A 21,934-nucleotide genomic window follows, 5' to 3' on the forward strand; every position below is an offset into this window, starting at 1 on the left:
GCTTGGACGATTTTATAGCGCTCCGGTTTCCTGCAATAATTTAAAGATATTGCCGGCCATAAGCTGATAGCCTGCGTCATTGGGATGAACCATATCGGATTTCAGGCTATTATCGCCCAGAATATCGGGCAGGGTATTGAGGTCGACAGGGATATTCCGGTCTTCTGCAATACGCTGGTATAAGTCCGCACTGGTCAATGTTAGAAGGTTAGGCTGCGGGACGCCTAGCATAACGACTTCTACATGGCGGCTGGCAGCCTCTTCAATCATTTTATTCAGATTGGCGGCGATTTGTTCGGACGGAATTTTTCGTAACAAGTCATTGCCGCCATGTATCAGGATCAGCAGCTTCGGCTGGTATTCATCAAGCAGGGCGGGCAGTCTCTCCAGTCCCTCTTCGCTAATTTCCCCCGGTATGCCTTCATTGATCACTTCAAGCGAGGTCAGTTCGGCAAGAATATTGGGATAGTCGCTGAGCCTGGATGCGCCTGTGCCGTAGGTCAGGCTATCCCCAAAAGCCAGGATGACGGCGTCATCGGGCAACTTGGTCAGGGTTCTGGATGGCTCGCTGCAGGCTGTAAGCGCGAGGAAGATTAAAGATAATAACTGTTTTCTCATAAAGCAGAATGGATAGTGAAGATGCAAAAAAATATTTTGATTACCGGTGCGGCTAAACGCATAGGTGCCGCCAGTGCCAGGCTGCTGCACAGCGAAGGCAATAATATTGTTTTACATTATAGATCATCGCAAGAAGCTGCGCTGCAGCTTTGCAATGAGCTAAACCAAAAACGCCCTGGTTCGGTAACAATGATTCAGGCCGACTTGTTGAACATGCAGGCATTGGAAAGGGTTGCCAGAGAGGCGGCTCAGGCCTGGGGGGGCATCGATGTATTGGTCAATAATGCGTCAGCGTTTTATCCTGCCGCAGTCGGTGAAGTCACCGAGCAACAGTGGGATGAGTTGTTGGGCAGTAATTTAAAAGCGCCTTTTTTTCTGGCAAAACTATTGTCCGACACGTTAGCCGATCATAACGGCTGCATTGTCAATATTGTCGACATTCACGCAGAACGCGGCCTGAAAGGCTATCCCGTCTATAGCATTGCCAAGGCCGGGCTGGCCGCCATGACCCGTGTTTTGGCTAAGGAGTTGGGTCCGGACGTCAGAGTGAACGCGGTGTCTCCAGGTGCCATATTATGGCCCGAGCACGGGTTGTCCGAACAGGCCAAAGCCGAGATTGTGCAGCGCGTGGCTTTAAAGCGTCATGGCGAAGCGCTCGATATTGCCAAGGCAGTGCTGTTTTTGATTAAGGATGCCGATTATATGACCGGACAAATCCTTACCGTGGACGGGGGGCGAACCTTATTTTGCTAGCGTCCAGGACGGCGTGACGCGTTTTTGCTTGAGGTTTGTTTTGTCAAATTTATCCCATAGTTCGGCATAGCTTATATGGCTGACGGGGTGCTTCAGGGTCGGTGCAATTTCCGCTAGGGGCTCAAGGACAAAGGCATAGCGCTCAATTTCATCGCGCGGTATCTGTAGCTGTTCATCGCAGCAAACGAGATCGCCGTAGAGGATCAGGTCCAGGTCCAGGGTCCGGGCGGTAAATTTTTGGCAGTTTCGGGCGCGTCCATGGTCTAGTTCGATTTGTCTGAGCTGCCGGGCAACCTCTTTCGCATCCAGGTCAGAATCAAAACCCACGACCAGATTGTAGAAAGGGTCGCCTGAAAATCCGACTGGCTCGGTTTCATAAATGCTCGAGACGGTCAGTTCGCCAAAGCATTGTTCAAGCACCCGTAGGCTGGCAGGAATGTTTTTATCCCTGTCTATGTTACTGCCGATACTGATATAGCCGCGCGGCATGGTTTATTTCTCTCCTCGTTCGATTATGATGCCTACATCACTGGCACCGCTGATGGCGCCTTTCTTGTTCAGCGTGATTTTCACCCAGGGCACATTGAATTCGTTGCGAATGATGACGGCAATTTCTTCAATCAGTTTTTCGACCAAAAAAAACCGGCTTTCTTCAACGAAAGAAATAATGCGTTTGGAAACTGTTTTGTAATCAAGCGTGTATTGGATGTCATCGGTTTCGGCGGCTTTTTTAATGTCATAAGCCATTTCAATGTCAAGAACCACGGTTTGTTTGATTTCTCTTTCCCAATCATAAATGCCAATGATAGTCTGAATTTCGAGGCCGCCTAAAAATATGATGTCCATGATGATTTCCGGTTATGATGTGCGCTTTAAAATTGGCTAAGTATCGGGGAATTAGCCCTGGCTTACAAGTTCTGAATGATGAAAGGTATAGAATGTTTGAATGGTTGTTTATTCCGGCTGCCTATTTGATAGGTTCGATTTCCAGTGCAATTATTATTTGTCGCTTGATGGGGTTACCGGACCCCCGTGAACAAGGTTCGGGCAATCCGGGCGCCACTAACGTCATGCGCATCGGTGGAAAAAAAGCGGCGGGTATTACATTGCTAGGTGATTTACTAAAGGGCTTGATCCCGGTATATATAGCGAAATCATTTGAATTGCCTGCGGAATTGCTGGCAGTTGTCGGGCTGGCCGCGTTTTTGGGACACCTTTATCCGGCTTTTTTCGGGTTTAAAGGCGGTAAGGGAGTTGCCACATCCGTCGGTGTATTGCTGGGATTTTCCTGGGCGCTGGGTTTCTCATTCATGGGTACATGGATTCTGATTTACAAGTTGGGCAAAATATCTTCTTTATCGGCCTTGATAGCCTCGATTTTGTCCCCGGTTTTTGCCTGGTTTATTGTCGGGGATGTAAAGATAGTCATCGCTTCGGCGGTCATGACGGTGTTTTTGTTATGGCGGCATGAAAGCAATATTCAACGCTTGTTATCTGGTGAAGAAGGCAAATTAAAGACCTGATAACTCGCTGATTGGCCAGCGAGGGCGGGCAAAAATTTCAAGCGCCTGCTGCTGGCCGGCCATTAGGCGCTGACAGCCGGCGTAAGCGATCATGGCGCCATTGTCGGTGCAGAATGCCGGCCTGGGGAAATAGATCTCCGCATTTTCGCGGGCGGTCATTTCGGTCAGGCTGGCTCGGATGTGCTTGTTGGCGCTGACGCCGCCAGCGACGACCAGTCTTTTCAGACCGGTTTGCTGCAATGCGCGCTTGCATTTGATGCTGAGTGTGTCGGCAACGGCAGATTGAAAGGCCATGGCGATATCGGCTTTGGCCTGGTCGGTTTGTGACGAAGCATTGAATGCATTCATGGTGTAGGTCTTCAGGCCGCTGAAACTGAAGTCCAATCCCGGTCTGTCGGTCATCGGGCGCGGAAAATGAAGGATGGGACGGCCGCGTTCGGCAAGTTTGGACAGTTTGGGGCCGCCCGGGTAGCCGAGGCCCAGCATCTTTGCTGTTTTATCAAACGCCTCGCCGGCCGCGTCGTCGAGTGATTCGCCCAGTAATCGGTAATGGCCGATGCCCTCGACTTGCACCAGCAGTGTGTGCCCGCCGGAAATCAATAAGGCTACAAAAGGAAATGCCGGCGGCTTTTCTTCCAGCATCGGGGCGAGCAGGTGTCCTTCCATGTGATGAACGGCAATGGCGGGAATCCGCCACGACCAGGCCAGGCTACGGGCTGTCGCGGCACCGACCAGCAGGGCGCCCATAAGTCCCGGGCCCGCGGTGTAGGCGATGCCATTGATATCCTTGCGGGTTAATCCGCTTTCTTGCAGGGCTTGCTTGATGAGCGGGACTAATTTGCGTATGTGATCGCGCGAAGCCAGTTCCGGGACGACGCCGCCATACTCGCTGTGCATCTCGATCTGGCTGTACAATAAATCAGTGCGCAGCCCGTGTTCGGCGTGATAAATGGCGACGCCGGTCTCGTCGCATGATGTTTCTATGCCTAAAACGTACATTGAGTTTTTGAAAATAATTTAAAGTAAAGGTATAATTTAGGGTTCTGTTTATTTGGTGGGTCGTAAGGCCTTCAATTTTTAGATACTATCATATTTGGATTATTATATGCCGTCAGTTAAAGTTAAAGAAAACGAACCTTTCGATATCGCGATTCGTCGCTTCAAGCGTGCTTGTGAAAAAGCGGGCGTCTTGTCAGAAGTGCGTCGTCGCGAGTTTTATGAAAAACCAACCGCGGAGCGTAAACGTAAAGGCGCTGCTGCCGTTAAGCGTCACCTGAAAAAACTGGCGCGTGAACGGTATGCGTTGAAAAACCTGCGTCGCGGACGTCCTCAGTTGTAAAGCAGGGTTGATGAGATGGATTTGATATTAGATCGTATCAAGGATGATATGAAAGCCTCCATGAAAGGCGGCAACAAAGCTAGATTGGCAGTGATTCGTTTGATACTGGCCGCAATCAAGCAGGTTGAGGTCGATGAGCGGATTGAGCTGGATAATGATCGTGTTATCCAGGTTCTCGATAAGATGTTGAAGCAGCGCCGTGAATCTATCCGGCAGTATGCTGATGCGGGTCGAAATGATCTGGTCGAGATTGAAGAGGCTGAAATTTTGGTGATTCAGGATTTTCTGCCTCAGCCCCTTAGCGAGGCCGAAATTGACGCCATGATTAAAGATGCGGTGGCTGAATCTGGCGCGGCATCAATTAAAGACATGGGCAAGGTCATGGGTTTACTTAAGGCAAAAATGCAAGGTCGTGCTGACATGGCGATCGTCGGCGCAAAAATCAAAGCTGTCTTGGCAGGATAGTTTTCTTGTGGCAATTTTGTCCGGGTAAATTATGTCCGGTAGAATTCCTCGCGAGTTTATTGATGAACTTCTAGTGCGGGTTGATATTGTCGATTTAATCGATTCGCACGTTCCTCTAAAAAAAACGGGTAGCAATTATGTCGCCCGCTGTCCCTTTCACACTGAAAAAACCCCCAGTTTTTCCGTAAACCAAAATAAGCAATTCTTTTATTGCTTCGGTTGCGGAGCCAGCGGAAATGCCATCAGTTTTTTGATGGATTTTAATCATCTTAATTTTGTCGAAGCAGTTGAGGACTTGGCAACCTTTGCCGGTGTCGATGTGCCTCGGGAGTCTGTCGTTTATCCGTCCGGGCAAAAGAAAGATGATTTGAGCGGGCTGTATCAGCTTATGGAGCAGGTGGCTGCTTTTTATGTCGATCAGTTGCGGGTTAATGCCGACGGAAAAAAGGCGGTTGATTATTTGAGGGCAAGAGGGGTTAGCGGTCAGGTCGCCCATGATTTTATGCTCGGTTATGCGCCTGATGAATGGCAGGCCCTGGGTGGTCGATTTAGTCAGGAATTGCTGTTGGAAGCGGGGCTGTCGGTCAGTAATGAAGCCGGGAAGGTTTATGATCGATTTCGCGGTCGGGTTATGTTTCCCATCCGGGACAGGCGTGCCCGTATTATCGGATTTGGTGGGCGGGTGCTTGATGATTCTTTGCCCAAGTACTTGAATTCTCCTGAAACATCCCTATTTCATAAAGGCAGGGAGGTTTACGGTCTGTATGAACTTCTGCAAAAGAATCCGAAACCACAGAAGATTTTGATTGTCGAGGGTTATATGGATGTAATCGCCTTGGCTCAGTTCGGGATTAATTATGCCGTGGCCGCGCTGGGGACGGCGACATCGCAAGCGCATCTTGATTTGCTGTTTCGATTCTCTTCGGAGCTGATATTTTGTTTCGATGGCGATAAGGCGGGGCGGCAGGCGGCCTGGCGGGCTATGGAGCCGGCTTTTGCCAGTTTAAGGGATGGGCGGTTGATACGCATTATGTTGTTGCCGCAGAACCAGGATCCGGATTCGCTGGTCCGTATGGAAGGGGTTGATAAGTTTTCAGAGCGTGTACAGTCGTCCGCGACTTTATCGGATTATTTTTTCGGGCATTTAACCGAAGAGTTGAATTTATCCGAAATGGAGGGGCGGGCACAATTGGTCGGCAAGGCTAAACCGTATCTGGAGAAGCTGCCGGAGGGGGTGTTTCGGGAAATGATGTTCGCGCGGCTTAAGCAGTTGTCGGGCTTGGCGACGCTGGATGTTTTGACGAATGCGACTACACTTAGACCGAAGCGGGAAGGTAATAAGCGTCAGGATCGCGGTCGGCTGTCCTCGGCTCGTATGGCAATCGCTTTACTGATTCAGAATCCGGGATTGGCTGAAGTAATTGAGCAGAGGGAGATCGATTGGCGCGGACTGGAGTTTCCCGGGATTGATTTATTTAAGAATGTACTGAGCGTGATTCTTGATAAAAAACCGGCGAATACCGCTGTTTTGGTGGAGTCTTATCGAGGCGCTGCCGAAGAAAAGCCGGTCAAGGCATTGGCCTTTTTGGATCTGCTGGTTCCTGATGAAGGGGTGGAGGCGGAGTTTTGTGATGCGTTGGATCGATTGCTTGATCAGGCCCGGTCGGCAGGCCTGGAAAGGTTGCTGGCTAAAGAGAAAACTAAGGGATTGGATTCGCAGGAAAAAGAGATGTTGCGGAAAATGTTGGCAAATAAATAATTTGATGAATTTGCTGCAAAACAGCAAAGTTTATAGTACAATTTCCGGTTCAGCGAAGTCGTGCTGAACCGAGCATTCAGTGAGTAAATATGAATCAAGAACAGCAGCAATCCCAACTTAAACAATTGATAGCCAAAGGCAAAACGCAGGGATATCTGACGTATGCCGAGGTTAATGATCACCTGCCTAGCGATATTGTTGATCCGGAACAGATTGAAGATATCATCGGCATGATCAATGATATGGGGATTCAGGTTTACGAAGTTGCGCCGGATGAGGATTCCCTGATTACCGATTCCGCGGCGGTTACTACCGACGATGAGGATGCGGAGGAAGTCGCGGCTTTAGCGTCTGTCGACAGTGAGTTTGGCAGAACAACGGATCCAGTGCGCATGTATATGCGCGAGATGGGTTCGGTTGAACTATTGACGCGTGACGATGAATTGAAAATCGCCAAGCGGATTGAGGATGGGCAGCAGCAGGTCGTCAAGGCTATTGCCAGGTCCTGCGTCGTTGTTGAGCATTTTTTGCAGTCATTCGATGCCATTTCCGGTGAAGAAGGCGGGGTCAGGTTGGCTGATTTGATCTCGGGTTTTGTTGACTTAAGCGAACCTGAACCTTTAGTCAGTACGGCATCCGCAAATGATGATGATGAAACGGCGGTTGAAGACGAAGCGAAAGGGCTTGATTATGAAGAAGTCAGGGAAAAAGTAGAAGAGCTTCGGAAACAACTGAAAACAGCTTCGGCGGCAATCAAAAAATATGGCTATTCAAGCGATAAAACAGAAAAGGCCTTTGAGGCTTTGGCTGATTTATTCATGGAATTCAAGTGGACGCCGCAATATTTGAAAAAATTGACGGCGATTATTCCTGGCGGCGTTGCAACTGTCCGCGAACAGGAAAAGGTGATTATGGAGATTTGTGTCAGGCATGCAAAGATGCCGCGCAAGGAATTCATCTCCTTATTTACCGAGAGTGAAGTGAATCCGGAGTGGTTTGACCGGTTATTGAGCGACGATAACAAGTATGCGGCGGCTCTGAAAGAACATGAAAAGGATTTAAGGAAGGCACAAAAGGTATTATCGGATATTGAGTCCGAATACGGGCTGACCATTAATGGACTGAAGGATATTAACCGACGCATGTCTATCGGCGAGGCCAAAGCCAGACGCGCGAAAAAAGAAATGATCGAAGCGAATTTAAGGCTGGTTATTTCGATTGCTAAAAAATATACTAATCGCGGTTTGCAGTTCCTGGATCTGATTCAGGAAGGGAATATCGGCTTAATGAAAGCGGTTGATAAATTTGAATACCGTCGCGGTTACAAGTTTTCAACGTATGCAACCTGGTGGATCAGGCAGGCAATTACCCGTTCCATTGCGGACCAGGCCAGAACGATCCGTATTCCGGTGCACATGATCGAAACGATCAACAAATTAAATCGTATTTCCAGACAGATTCTGCAGGAAATGGGGCGCGAAGCGACGCCGGAAGAGTTGGCTGAACGCATGGAAATGCCCGAAGACAAAGTTCGTAAGGTATTGAAAATAGCGAAAGAGCCTATTTCCATGGAAACGCCGATAGGGGATGATGAAGATTCTCATTTGGGGGATTTCATAGAAGATGCTAAAGTATTGTCCCCGGTTGAGTCAGCTACGATTGCGGGCTTGCGTGAATCGACACAAAATGTGCTGGCGGGATTGACCGCAAGAGAAGCCAAGGTTCTGCGCATGCGGTTTGGTATTAATATGAATACCGATCATACGCTGGAAGAAGTCGGTAAGCAGTTTGATGTGACGCGTGAAAGAATTCGTCAAATTGAAGCCAAAGCATTGAGAAAGCTCAGGCATCCGTCAAGATCAGAGCAATTAAGATGTTTTCTGGATGGCGAATAGGTAACAGTTAGAGGGCCCTTAGCTCAGTTGGTTAGAGCGTCCGACTCATAATCGGCAGGTCGTAGGTTCAAGTCCTACAGGGCCCACCACAAATAAAAAAGGCTGCTTCGGCAGCCTTTTGTATATCTGGGTATTATATTTTTAGAAGGCGGCAATCGTGAGCAATAACTTCATTTTTACATCAGAATCAGTTTCAGAAGGTCATCCGGATAAGGTTGCGGATCAAATTTCGGATGCGGTATTGGATGCATTATTAGCACAGGATCCTAAATCGCGGGTCGCTTGTGAAACATTGGTAAAAACCGGCATGGTCATTCTGGCCGGTGAAATTACCACGAATGCCTGGGTCGATACTGAAGAGTTGGTGCGTAAAGTGGTTTGTGAAATCGGCTATGATCACGGCGATATCGGCTTTGACGGTCAAAGTTGCGCGGTACTGAATGCGATCGGCAAACAATCGCCCGATATCGCGATGGGCGTTGATGAGGCCGAAGATCATGAGCAGGGTGCGGGCGATCAGGGCTTGATGTTCGGTTATGCCAGCAATGAAACCGATGTGCTGATGCCGGCGCCGATCACCTATGCGCATCTGCTGGTCAAGCGTCAGGCCGAAATCCGTAAAAATAAAACCTTGCCTTGGCTGCGTCCTGATGCAAAAAGCCAGGTTACATTTCGTTATGAGAATAATAAGCCGGTTGCGATAGAGGCGGTTGTACTGTCGACTCAGCATTCGCCGGAAATCGGCGCCAAGCAGCTGCATGAGGCCGTGATGGATGAAATCATCCTGCCTACCTTGCCCAACGAATGGCTGCATAAAGGCACAAAATATTTTATCAATCCAACCGGGCAGTTCATCATCGGCGGCCCCGTTGGTGATTGCGGACTGACAGGACGCAAAATTATTGTCGATACCTATGGCGGCATGGCAAGACACGGCGGAGGTGCGTTCTCGGGCAAGGATCCTTCGAAAGTTGACCGTTCCGCGGCTTATATGTGCCGGTATGTGGCAAAAAACATCGTCGCGGCTGAATTGGCCGAGCGTTGTGAAATTCAGGTGTCTTATGCGATTGGCGTTGCCGAGCCGACCTCTATCAGTGTTGAAACATTCGGTACCGGTAAAATCAGCGAAGACAGGCTGGTGCAGATTATCCGCGATAATTTCGATCTGAGACCTAAAGGTTTGATTGCACAACTTGATTTGATGCGGCCTATTTATCAACAGACCGCAACTTATGGGCATTTCGGGCGCACGGAAGATAATTTTACCTGGGAAAAAACCGATAAAGTGGACGCATTGAAAGCAGCGTCCGGCCTTTAACTCTTTAAATATAGGTAGAAAACAATGAGTTCACCGGATTATAAGGTTGCCGATATCGCTTTGGCAGAATGGGGGCGTAAAGAGATTAGCATCGCTGAAACGGAAATGCCGGGATTGATGGCATTACGGGAGGAATATGGTCTGGAGCAACCGCTAAAAGGCGCGCGTATTGCCGGTTGTCTGCATATGACCATTCAAACGGCGGTATTGATCGAAACCTTGACGACATTAGGCGCGGAGGTGCGCTGGTCTTCATGCAATATTTTTTCCACCCAGGATCACGCGGCAGCGGCAATGGCTGTGTCGGGCATCCCTGTTTTCGCCTGGAAAGGGGAAACGGAAGCCGAGGCTGAATGGTGTATTGCCCAGACTATCGAAGGCCCTGACGGCTGGCGTCCGAATATGATTTTGGATGATGGCGGCGATTTGACCCTCATGATGCATGAGAAATATCCGGAATTAATGTCGGGTGTTAAAGGCATTTCGGAAGAGACGACAACCGGTGTATTGCGGCTTTATGAAATGGTGGCCAAGGGTACGTTAAGAGTGCCGGCATTCAATGTCAATGACTCAGTGACTAAATCAAAATTCGACAACCTGTACGGTTGCCGTGAATCATTGGTCGATGGCATTAAGCGCGCTACCGATGTCATGGTGGCTGGCAAGATTGCCGTAGTTTGCGGTTACGGTGATGTCGGCAAAGGTTGCGCGCAATCGCTGCGCGGCTTGGGCGCGACGGTCTGGGTGACTGAAATTGATCCGATTTGTGCCTTGCAGGCCGCAATGGAAGGCTACCGCGTCGTCACTATGGAAGAGGCGGCGCCTGTTGCCAGCATTTTTGTGACCGCAACCGGTAACGTCAATGTGATTACCCATAGTCACATGGCCGCGATGAAGAATCAGGCTATCGTATGCAATATCGGCCATTTCGACTCCGAGATTGACATTGCATCGTTACGCCAGTATACGTGGGAAAACATTAAACCACAGGTTGATCATGTCATTTTCCCTGACGGAAAACGCCTGATTGTGCTGGCGGAAGGGCGACTGGTGAACCTGGGCTGTGGAACGGGCCATCCGAGCTTTGTTATGTCCAATTCTTTCTGTAATCAGGTGCTGGCACAAATCGAACTGTGGAAAAATTCAGACCAGTATGAGAATAAGGTCTATATTTTGCCCAAGAAGCTCGATGAGAAAGTGGCGGCAGCGCACCTGAAACAACTGGGTGTTAAACTGACCCGTTTGACCGATGAGCAGGCTCGATATATCAGCGTTCCGGTTGATGGCCCTTATAAAGCCGATCATTACCGTTACTGATTGAATGAACGGGTTTGTCAGCCTTGATAAACCCGTTCGGCTATCGCGAGTGCCGAAACATCCGAAGCAGGTTTTTACATTTCCCTCATGCCAATAAAAATGCAATCACAGAAAAAATATCCGCAACTGTTCAGTTTCGAGTTCTACCCGCCAAAATCGGAAGAAGGCGCCGCCAATCTACAAGTGGTGCATAGCAAACTGGCCAAACTCAATCCAGACTTCTTTTCGGTCACCTTCGGCGCCGGTGGCTCGACGCGCGAAAAAACCTTCGAATCAGTCATAGAAATTCAGGCCAAAGGGATTGCCGCGGCGCCGCACTTATCCTGTGTGGCATCGACTAAAGACAATATCCGCGAGATTCTGAGAAAATATCAGGCTCATGGCGTATCGAAAATCGTAGCGTTAAGAGGCGATCTGCCTTCCGGCATGATGTCGGTCGGTGAATTCCGGTATGCCAATGAATTAGTGGAATTTATCCGCCAGGAAACCGGCGATCACTTTCAGATTCATGTCGCCGCCTATCCGGAAGTGCATCCGCAGGCTGTGAACAGCGATCAGGATTTCAACAATTTCAAGCGTAAGGTCGAGGCCGGCGCGAACGCGGCTATTACGCAGTATTTTTATAATGCCGAAGCGTATTTTTATTTCATTGACCGGTGCGAGAAAAACGGTATCGATATTCCTATCGTACCCGGCATCATGCCGATTACCAATTATTCGCAACTGTTCAGGTTTTCAGAAATGTGCGGCGCCGACATTCCTCGCTGGATGAGAAAGCGGCTGGAATGTTTTGGCGATGATCGCAAGGCCATACAGGCTTTCGGCATTGACGTGGTGACAGGGCTTTGCCAGCGCTTGCTTGATAGCGGCGCGCCGGGATTGCATTTTTATACCATGAACCAGTCGACGCCGACATTGGCCATTTGCGACAATTTGCATATCGGACCTCAGGCCAAATAAAGCCTTTACGTGTGCAGTTCTATGACTAACCGGGCATTTTCCGATCGTGATTTATCGGTTTTGTGGCATCCGTGCACACAAATGAAGGATCATGAAGCGTTTCCGGTTGTCCCGATAAAGAAAGGCAGCGGCGTCTGGCTGGAGGATTTTGACGGCAACCGGTATCTGGATGCGATCAGTTCCTGGTGGGTCAATTTATTCGGGCATGCCAACCCTGTCATCAATGCCGCGATAAAAGAGCAGCTTGATACGCTGGAACATGTGATCCTTGCTGGCTTCACGCATGAAGCAGCCGTCAGCCTGGCGGAGAAACTGGTCGAAATCACGCCACAGGGGCTCAGCCGCTGTTTCTATGCCGACAACGGCTCCTCAGCCATAGAGGTCGCGCTTAAAATGAGCTTCCACTATTGGCGCAACATCGGTCAGACTCAAAAAACGAAATTCATCACGCTGGAAAACAGCTATCACGGCGAAACCCTGGGCGCTTTGGCGGTCGGCAATGTGGCCCTCTATAAGGACACGTACGGGCCGTTGCTGATGGACGTCGTTACAGTGCCGGGGCCTGATTGCTATTATCGGGAAATGGGGGAGTCCTGGGTTGATTATTGCACACGCCGGTTTGCCGTTATGGAAGCGGCGCTGGAACAGCATGCCGATACCGCCTGTGCCGTCATTGTCGAGCCTTTGGTGCAGTGTGCCGGCAATATGCGTATGTACGATGCCGTCTATCTGAAACTGCTGCGCGAGGCCTGCGATAAATATAATGTACATTTGATTGCCGATGAAATAGCGGTCGGCTTTGGCCGGACGGGTTCGCTGTTCGCCTGTGAACAGGCCGCAATCACGCCTGATTTTATCTGTTTGTCCAAGGGCTTGACCGGTGGCTATCTGCCTTTATCGGCCGTGTTGACGACCAATCAGGTCTATCAGGCTTTTTATGATGATTATCAAAAATTGACCGCCTTTCTGCATTCGCACAGTTATACGGGCAATGCCTTGGCCTGCAGGGCCGGCCTGGCAACCATAGAAATTTTCCAGCAGCAAAACATCATAGAGAAGAATAAAAAACTGGCCGAGGCGATGGCCAGGGTGGCGGCGCGCTTTAGCGAGCATCCGCATGTGGCGGAAGTCAGGCAGACCGGCATGATATTGGCTATTGAGCTGGTCAAAAACAAGCAGACGCGGGAACCGTATCCCTGGCAGGAGCGTCGGGGTTTGCGGATTTATCAGTATGCGCTGTCTAAAGGTGTCCTGTTAAGGCCGCTGGGCAATGTCATTTATTTTATGCCGCCGTATGTGGTTACTGAGGCCGAACTGTCGTTGATTGCTGATGTGGCCTGGGCCGGCATGCAACAGGCTGTGCAGGATTAAGCATGCGTATTTCACGGTTATATGTGCCAGTCAGTCTGGCTGAAGGCCGGCAAATCCTGCTCGATGAGGACAGTGCGCATTATGTCAGAACGGTATTGCGGCTTAAGAAAGATTTGCAAATCATTTTGTTTGACGGCAGCGGTGGCGACTATCTGTGTACGCTGGCCGAGGTCAGCCGCAAACAGGTGCGGGTCGACGTGCAGCAATGGCTGGACCGCAATGCCGAGTCGCTGTTGACGGTAACGCTCGGTTTAGGCATTTCGCGCGGCGACAGAATGGATCTGTCGGTACAGAAGGCCGTTGAGCTCGGCGTTAATGCCATGACACCGCTGGTGACCGAGCGCTGTGTCGTGCAATTTAAAGGCGACAAAAAACAGCAGCGCCTGCAACACTGGCGAAAAATAGTCCAGCATGCGGCCGAGCAAAGCGGCAGGACGCTATTGCCTGTACTGGCCGAGATCGAGCCGTTATCGGATTGGCTTGATAGGCAGGATGGCTTGAAAGTTTTTCTGGACCCGTATGCCGAAGCGTCTTTAGCCGATCTAAAGCCGGAAGGTATGAAAGTCACGTTACTGTCCGGTCCCGAAGGCGGATTTTCTGACCAGGAACGGGAGCAGGCAAAAGCGGCGGGCTTTACCCCGGTTCGGTTAGGCGGCAGGATATTACGAACGGAAACGGCTTCCTTGGCCGCATTGTCAGCCGTGCAGATGCTGTGGGGCGATTTCGGTAGTTTCAAATGATCAAATCTGTTTATTACGCTCTCGTGCCTCTGCTGGTCTTGCTGGGAGCTATTTTTATAGCCTGCCTCGCTGGTTATTTCATCATGCTGGGTATTGGCGATCAGTTTCCGTTAAGAAAAATAATCAGCAAATCGACACAGTTCTTTCTGGTGCTGAGCATTTTTCCGCTCATGACCTACCTCAAATTAAAAAAAGAAGATATCGGTTTTGCAGGAAAAGCTGTTTTTTTTAAGCAATTGCTGCAGGGCTTCGGTCTTGGTTTTATTACTTTATTGCCGGTTTTCATTGTGCTTTATGTGCTCGATGTCAATGTGGTCGATCAGAGTCGAGTATGGACAGCCGCGCTGCTGGCAAAAAAAATGACGCTGACATTGTTGCTGGCGCTGATTATTTCCTGGATTGAAGAGCCTTTGTTTCGCGGCATACTGTTGACGGGACTGCAGCGCAAACTGTCTGTCGCCGCTGCCATTATCGTCAGTGCGACATATTATGCAGTGCTACATTTTCTAGATGCCAGCACCAATATTCCGTACCAGGAACTGACCATATTGAGCGGTTTTGAACTGCTTGGCGAGGCGTTCGCCAATCTGTTGAATCCGGAGATTCTGCCAGCGTTCTGGGCTCTGATCATGGTGGGTATTTTTTTGGGTATCCTTAGAACACGGATCAAAGCCAGCCTGGGTCTGTGTATTGGTTGTCATACCTGCTGGGTCTGGCAGATAAAGATGAGCAAGAGCGTGTTCAATACCAATTTCAGCTCGGACTATCTTTATCTGGTCAGCAGTTATGACGGCGTGATCGGGCCTTTAGTGACCGGTTGGCTCAGTTTGGCGATCATTGGATTTATTCTTTATCGGCGAATTAACAAACCCACATTCATTAAGGAACGGGAATTATAAAATTCACGTTCCTAATCCCTGAAGTTGATGAACTGTAGCGGCATATCGATTTTCTCATCCTTGATCATCTTGATCACGTCCTGCAGGTCATCCCTTTTCTTGCCGGTTACCCGGACCTGATCGCCCTGGATGGCCGCCTGCACCTTCAGTTTTTTGTCCTTGATCAGCTTAACGATCTTCTTCGCTAATACCGTGTCCAGCCCCTGTTTTAGGGTGATCTCCTGGCGCATGCCCTTGCCGCTGGGTTTGGGATCGGCAACGTCCATGCAGGCAATGTCGATGCTGCGTCTGGTCAGCCTGGAACAGACGATACTGAACATTTGCTGTAACTGAAACGTGGATTCAGAAAGCATGGTCAGTTTGTCATCATTCAATTCGAAGCTTGAATCAGTGCCTTTGAAGTCAAAGCGGGTAGCGATTTCTTTGTTGGCCTGATCAACGGCATTTCTAACTTCGTGTTTATCAAATTCGGAAACGATGTCAAAGGAAGGCATGGTTATCTTAAGTCGAAAAAGTTTTTACTATAATTCGATTGAGTTCATTATTCAACCGCCATAAATTCGGCGACCGCTTTAATCCTCAGACGCCGGATGGCCTCGCCGATTTGTGCGCCTTGGAGATCGCTCTTCAAAATTGCCGAAGTGTCCACTGATGCCGCTGCCTTGGCGGCTCCTTTTATATAGTCCGCCTGAGGGTAAGGGTTATTCTCATGATTGATTCTGCCCTTGGCATCGGCTGCGCAGGCAAGCAAAAAATGATCCAGCGTATTATTGGACGGTTTAAAAGCGCCTAATGCCGTCAGCATGTCCGTCAGGGTCGAGGCGCGTAACTCAAAAGCCCGATGGCAGTGCGTGTGATGGCGCATCACCAGCATGGCCAATGATTTGAAAGCGTTGGGTACGCGCAATCGGGAGCATAGCCGTTCCAGAATCGGTAAGCCGTTTTTTTCATGACCATAATGGTGTGGCCAATGTTCCTTGGGCGACAGGGCTTTGCCGAGGTCATGCATTAAGGCCGCAAATCTGACTTCAGGGCTCGACGATAATGCCGCAGCCTGTTCCAGGCAGAGCATCACATGCACGCCGGTGTCGATTTCAGGGTGATACTTCTCAGGCTGCGGAACACCGAACAGGTCGTTGATTTCGGGAAAAATCTTTTCCAGTGCGGAGCAGTCTTTCAGCGTATAAAAAAATGCGGACGGCGACTTTTCGTTAAGAGCCTTGAATAATTCTGCCCATACGCGTTCAGGCACGAGATGGTCGACTTCGCCAGCGGCTACCATGTGCTGCATTAGTGTTCGGGTTTCCGCAGCCAGCGTGAATCCGAGATGACTGTATCGAGCCGCAAAGCGGGCGACGCGCAGTATGCGGACAGGGTCTTCGGCGAAGGCTGGAGAGACGTGGCGGAATATCCTGTTCTCAATATCATTTTTGCCGCCATAGGGGTCGATGATTTCGCCTTGTGGTGTCATGGCGATCGCATTGATAGTCAGGTCGCGACGCATCAAGTCCTGTTCCAGACTGACGTCGGGAGAAGCATGCACGGCAAAGCCTTTATAACCGGGCGCGGTTTTTCTTTCGGTTCTGGCCAGTGCGTATTCTTCACCGCTTTGCGGATGCAGAAATACCGGAAAATCCTTGCCTACCGGACGAAACCCTTTCTTTATCATTGAATCAGGCGTTTCGCCGATGACGACCCAATCCTTTTCCTTGACAGGATAATTGAGTAATTTATCGCGTACAGCACCGCCTACCAGAAACGTTTTCATTAAGTTACACAAGCGCTCTATTAATGTTGGACTTAGAATAGCATAATCAATAGTCACAGTGCGGTCGGCGGTTATTTACAGAGGAACATGATGTTTTTTTTGTTGAGCGTGATTTTGGGCATGGTCTCGGGGGTATTGGCCGGGCTTTTCGGTATCGGCGGCGGGCTGGTTATTGTGCCGGTCCTGGTTTTGTTATTTACGGCACAGGGTATCCCTGCTGATCTGATTATGATTATGTCGGTGGCAACTTCATTGGCGACGATCATCGTGACTTCAACAGCTTCGGTACTGGCGCATCATCGTCTAGGGTCCGTGGTGTGGGGAAAAGTGTTCAGGCTGGTGCCCGGAATTATGATAGGGGCGGCCTTCGGCGCTATAGTCGCCGATCATATGGATGCCGATATGTTGCGCTTTATCTTTATTCTGTTCTTACTGTATGTCGGCGTACAAATGGCTTTTCAGATCAAGCCCGCGCCTGGAGCGGTCAAGGAATCTAAGGCGCTGGATTTAAGTGTGGCAAGCCTGATTGGATTGATGTCAGCCATAGTGGGAATCGGTGGAGGGACGCTTACCGTGCCATATTTGGTGCGTTGTCGGTACGCTATGCGTAATGCGGTTGCAATCTCAAGTGCCTGTGGTTTGCCGATAGCGGTGGCGGGTACAGTCAGTTATGCGGTATTGGGTTGGGATCAATCGCAGTTGCCGGAATGGAGCTTGGGCTATGTTTATTTGCCGGCTTTTTTGGGCATCAGTCTGGGCAGTTTTTTTACGGCTCCACTTGGCGCCAAGCTGGCTCATCAGTTGCCAGCCCAGAAATTAAGGCGCTACTTTTCGATTTTGATTTTTTTAATGGCGGCCAAGTTAATTTGGTATTGAATGTTTATAGTATCAGAATGGAGAGCCCGCCCGCTCTATTCATCTCCATGGTGTTTCCCGTCTTTGTTTACACTTATGCCGCGAACCGGATATATATAGAGTTGGTGCGCAATAAATCATTGCTGAAGCAGAAGAATTCCATGTCGGCGAGAAGTAGAGACCATGGGATTGCGCGACATAAATCAGAAAGCCGAGGCGGGTTGATGCCCCCCTGAGCTTCTTGACCGCGGTGAATAAAAATAAACCCGGATCGAACCTACACTTTTACCGGTATATGTCAAGAAATTAAATTAAAATATGGCGATTAGTGTCAGTTAGTGCTATAGTGGCGTGTTAATTTAAGGCTTTTAGGGGTGGGTTATGCAAATTATTCAGGAAGCGCTCACGTTTGATGACGTTTTATTAGTGCCCGCGCACTCGACTGTGCTGCCACGAGATGTAGAAATGAAAACGCAATTGACACGCGGCATTGCGCTGAATATTCCTCTGGTTGCAGCGGCTATGGATACCGTGACAGAGGCGCGGCTTGCGATTGCCATCGCACAGGAAGGCGGCATAGGCATCATTCATAAGAATATGACGGCCGAGCAGCAAGCGCAGGAAGTGAGTAGCGTTAAAAAGTACGAGAGCGGGGTCATCAAAAATCCGATTACCGTTTCGCCTGACACCAGTATTCGGGATGTAATTAAGTTAACACGGGCTAAAAATATTTCCGGTGTGCCGGTAGTCAATGGCGATGAATTGGTCGGTATTGTAACGAGCCGTGATTTGCGCTTTGAAACGCGTTTTGATGAGCCTGTCGCTAAAGTCATGACGCCTAAAGAACGCTTGATCACGGTCAATGAAAACGCCGACCGTAAAGAGGCCATTGCGTTGCTGCATGAATACCGCATTGAAAAAGTGCTGGTCGTGAATGATTTGTTTCATTTGCGCGGCATGATTACGGTAAAAGATATTCAGAAAGCCAAGGATTATCCGCAAGCCTGCAAAGACGAACAGGAGAGATTGCGAGTCGGTGCCGCGGTCGGTACCGGGCATGGTACGGAAGAGCGAGTGGCTGCGCTGGTGGCGGCTGGCGTCGATGTCATTATTGTCGATACGGCGCATGGTCATTCACAAGGCGTTTTGGACAGGGTTCGCTGGGTCAAACAAAATTATCCCGGTGTTCAGGTGATCGGCGGTAATATCGCCACGGCGGAAGCGGCGCGCGCCTTGGTTGAAGCCGGCGCCGATGGTGTCAAGGTCGGTATTGGGCCGGGTTCTATTTGTACTACCCGCATTATTGCCGGTGTCGGGGTACCGCAAATTACAGCTGTCAGTAATGTGGCCGATGCCTTGAAAGGCACTGGTGTGCCTTTGATTGCCGATGGCGGTATCCGTTACTCCGGTGATGTCGCTAAAGCGCTGGCGGCAGGTGCGCATGCGGTGATGCTGGGCGGCTTATTTGCTGGCACCGAAGAAGCGCCGGGAGAGATTGAGTTATTTCAGGGGCGATCTTATAAATCCTATCGTGGCATGGGCTCTCTGGGGGCGATGTCGCAACAGCAAGGATCGAGTGATCGCTATTTTCAGGAAGAAACCGAACTGGTTGAAAAACTGGTGCCGGAAGGCATTGAAGGCCGGGTGCCGTATAAAGGCAGCATGCTTGCTGTTATTCACCAACTATTGGGCGGCGTGCGGGCCAGCATGGGCTACACGGGTAGCCAAACTATCGCCATCATGCATGAAAGGGCGCAGTTTGTGCGTGTGACCAGTGCCGGCATGCGGGAAAGTCATGTGCATGACGTGACAATTACCAAGGAAGCGCCCAATTACCGCCTTGATTAAATATTGGCAAAATAAATAATACACTGGTGGGGCTCTCAGGAGCCCCTTGTTTTTTAAAAAGAACATAACCATCGAGTTTTAGCGTGAATCAGCAACAGTCCGCGAATATCCATTCGCACAAAATCCTTATTTTAGATTTCGGGTCGCAATATACACAGTTAATCGCGCGGCGAATTCGCGAAATCGGCGTTTACTGTGAAATTTATTCCTGTGAATGCAGTGCGGAAGATGTTAAGCGGTTCGGGCCGAATGGCATTATTTTATCAGGCGGCCCTGAAACCGTGACCAGCGGCGATACGCCAAGAGCGCCGCAAGTCGTGTTTGAACTGGGCATTCCGGTACTGGGAATTTGTTATGGTTTGCAGACGATGACTGAGCAGTTGGGCGGCAGGGTCGAGTCTTCGGATCACAGGGAATTCGGCTATGCGCAAATCAGGGCGCGAGGTCATTCCAAGTTGCTGGCCGGCATAGAAGATCACCTTTCCGAAGAAGGCTACGGGCTGCTGGATGTCTGGATGAGTCATGGCGACCGTGTTGTTGCCTTGCCGGACGGATTCGTTCTGATTGCCAGTTCGGACGGCGCACCCATTGCCGGTATTGCCAATGAAGAAAAGGCGTTTTACGGTCTGCAGTTCCATCCGGAAGTCACTCACACGAAGCAAGGGGGGCGCATTCTGTCCCGTTTTGTCTTGGATATTTGCGGTTGCGAGGCGCTATGGACAGCCAGCAATATTATAGGAGACGGTATTCAGTCCGTGCGTGCAACGGTCGGTAGCGATCAAGTCATTCTAGGATTGTCCGGCGGCGTTGATTCTTCTGTCGTGGCGGCGTTGCTGCATAAAGCCATAGGCGATCAGTTAACCTGCGTTTTTGTCGATACCGGATTGCTGCGTTTGCATGAAGGTGATCAGGTCATGGCAACATTTGCCGAGCACATGGGCGTTAAAGTCATCCGGGTCAATGCGGAGCAACGCTATCTGGATGCCTTGAACGGTGTTAGTGACCCTGAGCAGAAACGCAAGATCATCGGTAATTTGTTCATTGAAATCTTCGATGAAGAAGCGGCGAAGTTGAGCGATGCAAAATGGTTGGCGCAAGGCACGATTTATCCGGATGTGATCGAGTCGGCGGGATCGAAAAGCGGTAAAGCGCACTTGATAAAATCCCATCACAATGTCGGCGGATTGCCTGAGAATATGACCTTGAAGCTGGTTGAGCCATTGCGGGAACTGTTCAAGGATGAGGTCAGAAAGCTGGGGCTGGAGTTGGGGCTGCCTTCGGAAATGGTATTCCGTCATCCGTTCCCGGGGCCCGGTTTGGGCGTCAGGATTTTAGGCGAAGTTAAAAAACAGTATGCCGATTTGCTGCGTCAGGCCGATGCAATTTTCATTGAAGAACTGTACCGCCATGATCTCTATGACAAAGTCAGTCAGGCCTTTGCCGTATTCCTGCCGGTCAAATCGGTAGGCGTTATGGGGGATGGCCGCCGTTATGATTACGTCATTGCTTTGCGCGCCGTTGAAACGATTGATTTCATGACGGCGCGCTGGGCGCATTTGCCTTATGAATTTCTCGACCTGATTTCGCGCCGCATCATTAATGAAGTGCCGGGTATCTCGCGTGTGGCTTATGACATATCCGGCAAGCCACCCGCAACCATTGAATGGGAATAGCGGCAGCGGATGAGGCGTGGATGCGCTATGCCGTCAGGCTGGCCCAGCGCGCCGAGCAACAGGGTGAAGTGCCGATCGGTGCTGTCATCGTTCAGGGTGATCGGTGTATTGCCGAAGGCTGGAATATGCCGATCGCCACTCATGATCCAACGGGGCATGCCGAGATCGTGGCCATGCGCAAGGCTGGTATCGCGCTGGAAAATTATCGGCTTTGTGATGCTACGTTATACGTAACGTTGGAGCCTTGCGTGATGTGTATGGGGGCGATCAGTTATGCACGCATCAAGCGTCTGGTTTTTGGCGCATTCGATCCCAAGCGGGGGGCGGTCTGCAATGCCTTGAGTCTGGCCGATGCAGACTTTTTGAATCATAGGGTTGATTGGGAGGGTGGCGTACTGGCGGAAGAGTGCGGGTCGCTGCTAAAGGATTTTTTTCGCGTTAGACGCTAAGGGACGTGAATTTTATAAGCCTCGCAACTGAGTTGTCTTTCCGTCCCTCTTATGCATGAGCCCCATGGATGGGGTGAATGCAGAGAAATGCCGGGATCATTTCCTGTCCATGCAGCAACTGTGTTCAAAATCAAGCCTGATTGGCAAAATCAGGGTTCCACTCGCTGCCTGTTTTTGCCATGGAATTGAGAATAGTGAGCAATTTCCTCATACAGGCAACAAGGGCCACTTTTTTTAGCTTACCTTGGGCCAACAGACGTTGATAAAATAGTCTTATTGGCTTGTTAAAACGGGTTGCGCTTAAGGTCGCCATGTAAAGCGTTGATCGTATCTGCGTTCGCCCCCCAAATATCGCTCTTCGCCCTGTTTTTTTGCCACTATCCA

The 21,934-nt window shown here is 50.0% G+C and carries 23 protein-coding genes and 1 tRNA gene; 17 read left to right on the top strand and 7 right to left on the bottom strand.

From position 1 onward, the window contains the following. Positions 1–12: 12 nt before the first annotated feature. On the bottom strand, positions 13–618 hold the full coding sequence (locus EK22_RS17875) for a GDSL-type esterase/lipase family protein (protein ID WP_036253146.1): 606 nt from the start codon (positions 616–618) through the stop codon (positions 13–15). Between the two features lie 21 nt (positions 619–639). Here EK22_RS17875 and EK22_RS17880 point away from each other — a divergent pair, with 21 nt between their 5' ends. After that, positions 640–1,371, top strand: a complete 732-nt coding sequence (locus tag EK22_RS17880) for a pteridine reductase (RefSeq protein WP_036253148.1) — start codon at positions 640–642, stop codon at positions 1,369–1,371. Here EK22_RS17880 and folK read toward each other — a convergent pair. Then, the gene (gene folK / locus EK22_RS17885) at positions 1,360–1,860 is read right to left on the bottom strand and encodes a 2-amino-4-hydroxy-6-hydroxymethyldihydropteridine diphosphokinase (protein WP_020158965.1); all 501 of its coding nucleotides are present in this window, start codon (positions 1,858–1,860) and stop codon (positions 1,360–1,362) included. The two genes, EK22_RS17880 and folK, sit on opposite strands and share 12 nt — an antisense overlap. A 3-nt stretch (positions 1,861–1,863) precedes the next feature. Then, complete coding sequence (gene folB / locus EK22_RS17890) at positions 1,864–2,217, bottom strand: dihydroneopterin aldolase (protein ID WP_036253150.1); 354 nt, start codon at positions 2,215–2,217, stop codon at positions 1,864–1,866. 92 nt (positions 2,218–2,309) lie between these two features. On the opposite strand from folB, the gene plsY reads away from it, so the two are divergent. Then, positions 2,310–2,894 carry a glycerol-3-phosphate 1-O-acyltransferase PlsY gene (plsY, locus tag EK22_RS17895; protein ID WP_036253152.1) on the top strand — a complete coding sequence of 195 codons (585 nt, stop codon included), beginning with the start codon at positions 2,310–2,312 and terminating at the stop codon, positions 2,892–2,894. On the opposite strand, the gene tsaD is transcribed toward plsY, so the two are convergent. Continuing rightward, positions 2,883–3,893 (bottom strand): tRNA (adenosine(37)-N6)-threonylcarbamoyltransferase complex transferase subunit TsaD, encoded by a 1,011-nt coding sequence (gene tsaD, locus EK22_RS17900; protein ID WP_036253154.1) that lies wholly within the window; start codon positions 3,891–3,893, stop codon positions 2,883–2,885. The two genes, plsY and tsaD, sit on opposite strands and share 12 nt — an antisense overlap. A gap of 106 nt (positions 3,894–3,999) precedes the next feature. Here tsaD and rpsU point away from each other — a divergent pair, with 106 nt between their 5' ends. The 11 genes from rpsU to EK22_RS17955 all read left to right on the top strand — a co-directional run bounded on the left by rpsU (position 4,000) and on the right by EK22_RS17955 (position 14,957). Then, complete coding sequence (gene rpsU, locus EK22_RS17905; RefSeq protein ID WP_027147207.1) at positions 4,000–4,233, top strand: 30S ribosomal protein S21; 234 nt, start codon at positions 4,000–4,002, stop codon at positions 4,231–4,233. A 15-nt stretch (positions 4,234–4,248) separates the two neighbouring features. Next, positions 4,249–4,698: a GatB/YqeY domain-containing protein gene (locus tag EK22_RS17910; protein ID WP_020158970.1), complete on the top strand. Its 450-nt coding sequence runs from the start codon at positions 4,249–4,251 to the stop codon at positions 4,696–4,698. A gap of 31 nt (positions 4,699–4,729) precedes the next feature. After that, on the top strand, positions 4,730–6,457 hold the full coding sequence (gene dnaG / locus EK22_RS17915) for a DNA primase (RefSeq protein WP_036253156.1): 1,728 nt from the start codon (positions 4,730–4,732) through the stop codon (positions 6,455–6,457). 89 nt (positions 6,458–6,546) lie between these two features. Beyond that, positions 6,547–8,352, top strand: a complete 1,806-nt coding sequence (rpoD, locus tag EK22_RS17920) for an RNA polymerase sigma factor RpoD (RefSeq protein ID WP_020158972.1) — start codon at positions 6,547–6,549, stop codon at positions 8,350–8,352. Between the two features lie 12 nt (positions 8,353–8,364). Beyond that, positions 8,365–8,441: transfer RNA gene (locus EK22_RS17925), tRNA-Ile, on the top strand. 68 nt (positions 8,442–8,509) lie between these two features. Then, the gene (metK, locus tag EK22_RS17930; protein ID WP_036253158.1) at positions 8,510–9,670 is read left to right on the top strand and encodes a methionine adenosyltransferase; all 1,161 of its coding nucleotides are present in this window, start codon (positions 8,510–8,512) and stop codon (positions 9,668–9,670) included. Between the two features lie 24 nt (positions 9,671–9,694). Beyond that, entirely contained in the window at positions 9,695–10,987 is a 1,293-nt protein-coding gene (ahcY, locus tag EK22_RS17935) for an adenosylhomocysteinase (RefSeq protein WP_020158974.1), read from the top strand. 99 nt (positions 10,988–11,086) lie between these two features. Beyond that, entirely contained in the window at positions 11,087–11,947 is an 861-nt protein-coding gene (metF, locus tag EK22_RS17940) for a methylenetetrahydrofolate reductase [NAD(P)H] (protein ID WP_020158975.1), read from the top strand. 21 nt (positions 11,948–11,968) lie between these two features. Next, entirely contained in the window at positions 11,969–13,318 is a 1,350-nt protein-coding gene (locus EK22_RS17945; protein WP_036253160.1) for an adenosylmethionine--8-amino-7-oxononanoate transaminase, read from the top strand. Between the two features lie 2 nt (positions 13,319–13,320). Next, the gene (locus tag EK22_RS17950) at positions 13,321–14,058 is read left to right on the top strand and encodes a 16S rRNA (uracil(1498)-N(3))-methyltransferase (RefSeq protein ID WP_036253162.1); all 738 of its coding nucleotides are present in this window, start codon (positions 13,321–13,323) and stop codon (positions 14,056–14,058) included. After that, positions 14,055–14,957 (top strand): CPBP family intramembrane glutamic endopeptidase, encoded by a 903-nt coding sequence (locus EK22_RS17955; RefSeq protein WP_036253164.1) that lies wholly within the window; start codon positions 14,055–14,057, stop codon positions 14,955–14,957. The genes EK22_RS17950 and EK22_RS17955 overlap by 4 nt, the downstream gene beginning before the upstream one ends. 11 nt (positions 14,958–14,968) lie before the next feature. On the opposite strand, the gene EK22_RS17960 is transcribed toward EK22_RS17955, so the two are convergent. After that, positions 14,969–15,451, bottom strand: a complete 483-nt coding sequence (locus tag EK22_RS17960; protein ID WP_036253166.1) for a YajQ family cyclic di-GMP-binding protein — start codon at positions 15,449–15,451, stop codon at positions 14,969–14,971. 47 nt (positions 15,452–15,498) lie between these two features. Beyond that, positions 15,499–16,725 carry a multifunctional CCA addition/repair protein gene (locus EK22_RS17965; RefSeq protein WP_036253168.1) on the bottom strand — a complete coding sequence of 409 codons (1,227 nt, stop codon included), beginning with the start codon at positions 16,723–16,725 and terminating at the stop codon, positions 15,499–15,501. Between the two features lie 90 nt (positions 16,726–16,815). Between EK22_RS17965 and EK22_RS17970 the strand changes: the two genes are divergently transcribed. The 4 genes from EK22_RS17970 to tadA all read left to right on the top strand — a co-directional run bounded on the left by EK22_RS17970 (position 16,816) and on the right by tadA (position 21,550). Further along, on the top strand, positions 16,816–17,601 hold the full coding sequence (locus EK22_RS17970) for a sulfite exporter TauE/SafE family protein (RefSeq protein WP_036253170.1): 786 nt from the start codon (positions 16,816–16,818) through the stop codon (positions 17,599–17,601). A 360-nt stretch (positions 17,602–17,961) separates the two neighbouring features. Further along, positions 17,962–19,428: an IMP dehydrogenase gene (gene guaB, locus EK22_RS17975; protein ID WP_020158983.1), complete on the top strand. Its 1,467-nt coding sequence runs from the start codon at positions 17,962–17,964 to the stop codon at positions 19,426–19,428. 83 nt (positions 19,429–19,511) lie between these two features. Continuing rightward, complete coding sequence (gene guaA, locus EK22_RS17980; protein WP_036253173.1) at positions 19,512–21,101, top strand: glutamine-hydrolyzing GMP synthase; 1,590 nt, start codon at positions 19,512–19,514, stop codon at positions 21,099–21,101. After that, positions 21,092–21,550, top strand: a complete 459-nt coding sequence (tadA, locus tag EK22_RS17985) for a tRNA adenosine(34) deaminase TadA (protein ID WP_020158985.1) — start codon at positions 21,092–21,094, stop codon at positions 21,548–21,550. Before guaA ends, tadA begins: the two co-directional genes overlap by 10 nt. A gap of 130 nt (positions 21,551–21,680) precedes the next feature. Here tadA and EK22_RS17990 read toward each other — a convergent pair. Further along, positions 21,681–21,934, bottom strand: a 254-nt coding sequence (locus EK22_RS17990; RefSeq protein WP_152565139.1) for a transposase, incomplete at its 5' end; no start/stop codon positions are given.

Source organism: Methylobacter sp. BBA5.1 (genome assembly GCF_000746145.1).
Lineage (GTDB): Bacteria > Pseudomonadota > Gammaproteobacteria > Methylococcales > Methylomonadaceae > Methylobacter > Methylobacter marinus.

Coding starts and splice junctions, on each gene's coding strand:
- folB (WP_036253150.1), bottom strand. CDS start 2,217: ATGGACATCATATTTTTAGGCGGCCTCGAAATTCAGACTATCATTGGC.
- dnaG (WP_036253156.1), top strand. CDS start 4,730: ATGTCCGGTAGAATTCCTCGCGAGTTTATTGATGAACTTCTAGTGCGG.
- EK22_RS17970 (WP_036253170.1), top strand. CDS start 16,816: ATGTTTTTTTTGTTGAGCGTGATTTTGGGCATGGTCTCGGGGGTATTG.
- EK22_RS17955 (WP_036253164.1), top strand. CDS start 14,055: ATGATCAAATCTGTTTATTACGCTCTCGTGCCTCTGCTGGTCTTGCTG.
- guaB (WP_020158983.1), top strand. CDS start 17,962: ATGCAAATTATTCAGGAAGCGCTCACGTTTGATGACGTTTTATTAGTG.
- metF (WP_020158975.1), top strand. CDS start 11,087: ATGCAATCACAGAAAAAATATCCGCAACTGTTCAGTTTCGAGTTCTAC.
- folK (WP_020158965.1), bottom strand. CDS start 1,860: ATGCCGCGCGGCTATATCAGTATCGGCAGTAACATAGACAGGGATAAA.
- ahcY (WP_020158974.1), top strand. CDS start 9,695: ATGAGTTCACCGGATTATAAGGTTGCCGATATCGCTTTGGCAGAATGG.
- EK22_RS17880 (WP_036253148.1), top strand. CDS start 640: ATGCAAAAAAATATTTTGATTACCGGTGCGGCTAAACGCATAGGTGCC.
- EK22_RS17950 (WP_036253162.1), top strand. CDS start 13,321: ATGCGTATTTCACGGTTATATGTGCCAGTCAGTCTGGCTGAAGGCCGG.
- tsaD (WP_036253154.1), bottom strand. CDS start 3,893: ATGTACGTTTTAGGCATAGAAACATCATGCGACGAGACCGGCGTCGCC.
- EK22_RS17945 (WP_036253160.1), top strand. CDS start 11,969: ATGACTAACCGGGCATTTTCCGATCGTGATTTATCGGTTTTGTGGCAT.
- EK22_RS17965 (WP_036253168.1), bottom strand. CDS start 16,725: ATGAAAACGTTTCTGGTAGGCGGTGCTGTACGCGATAAATTACTCAAT.
- tadA (WP_020158985.1), top strand. CDS start 21,092: ATGGGAATAGCGGCAGCGGATGAGGCGTGGATGCGCTATGCCGTCAGG.
- rpoD (WP_020158972.1), top strand. CDS start 6,547: ATGAATCAAGAACAGCAGCAATCCCAACTTAAACAATTGATAGCCAAA.
- EK22_RS17910 (WP_020158970.1), top strand. CDS start 4,249: ATGGATTTGATATTAGATCGTATCAAGGATGATATGAAAGCCTCCATG.
- EK22_RS17960 (WP_036253166.1), bottom strand. CDS start 15,451: ATGCCTTCCTTTGACATCGTTTCCGAATTTGATAAACACGAAGTTAGA.
- rpsU (WP_027147207.1), top strand. CDS start 4,000: ATGCCGTCAGTTAAAGTTAAAGAAAACGAACCTTTCGATATCGCGATT.
- plsY (WP_036253152.1), top strand. CDS start 2,310: ATGTTTGAATGGTTGTTTATTCCGGCTGCCTATTTGATAGGTTCGATT.
- EK22_RS17875 (WP_036253146.1), bottom strand. CDS start 618: ATGAGAAAACAGTTATTATCTTTAATCTTCCTCGCGCTTACAGCCTGC.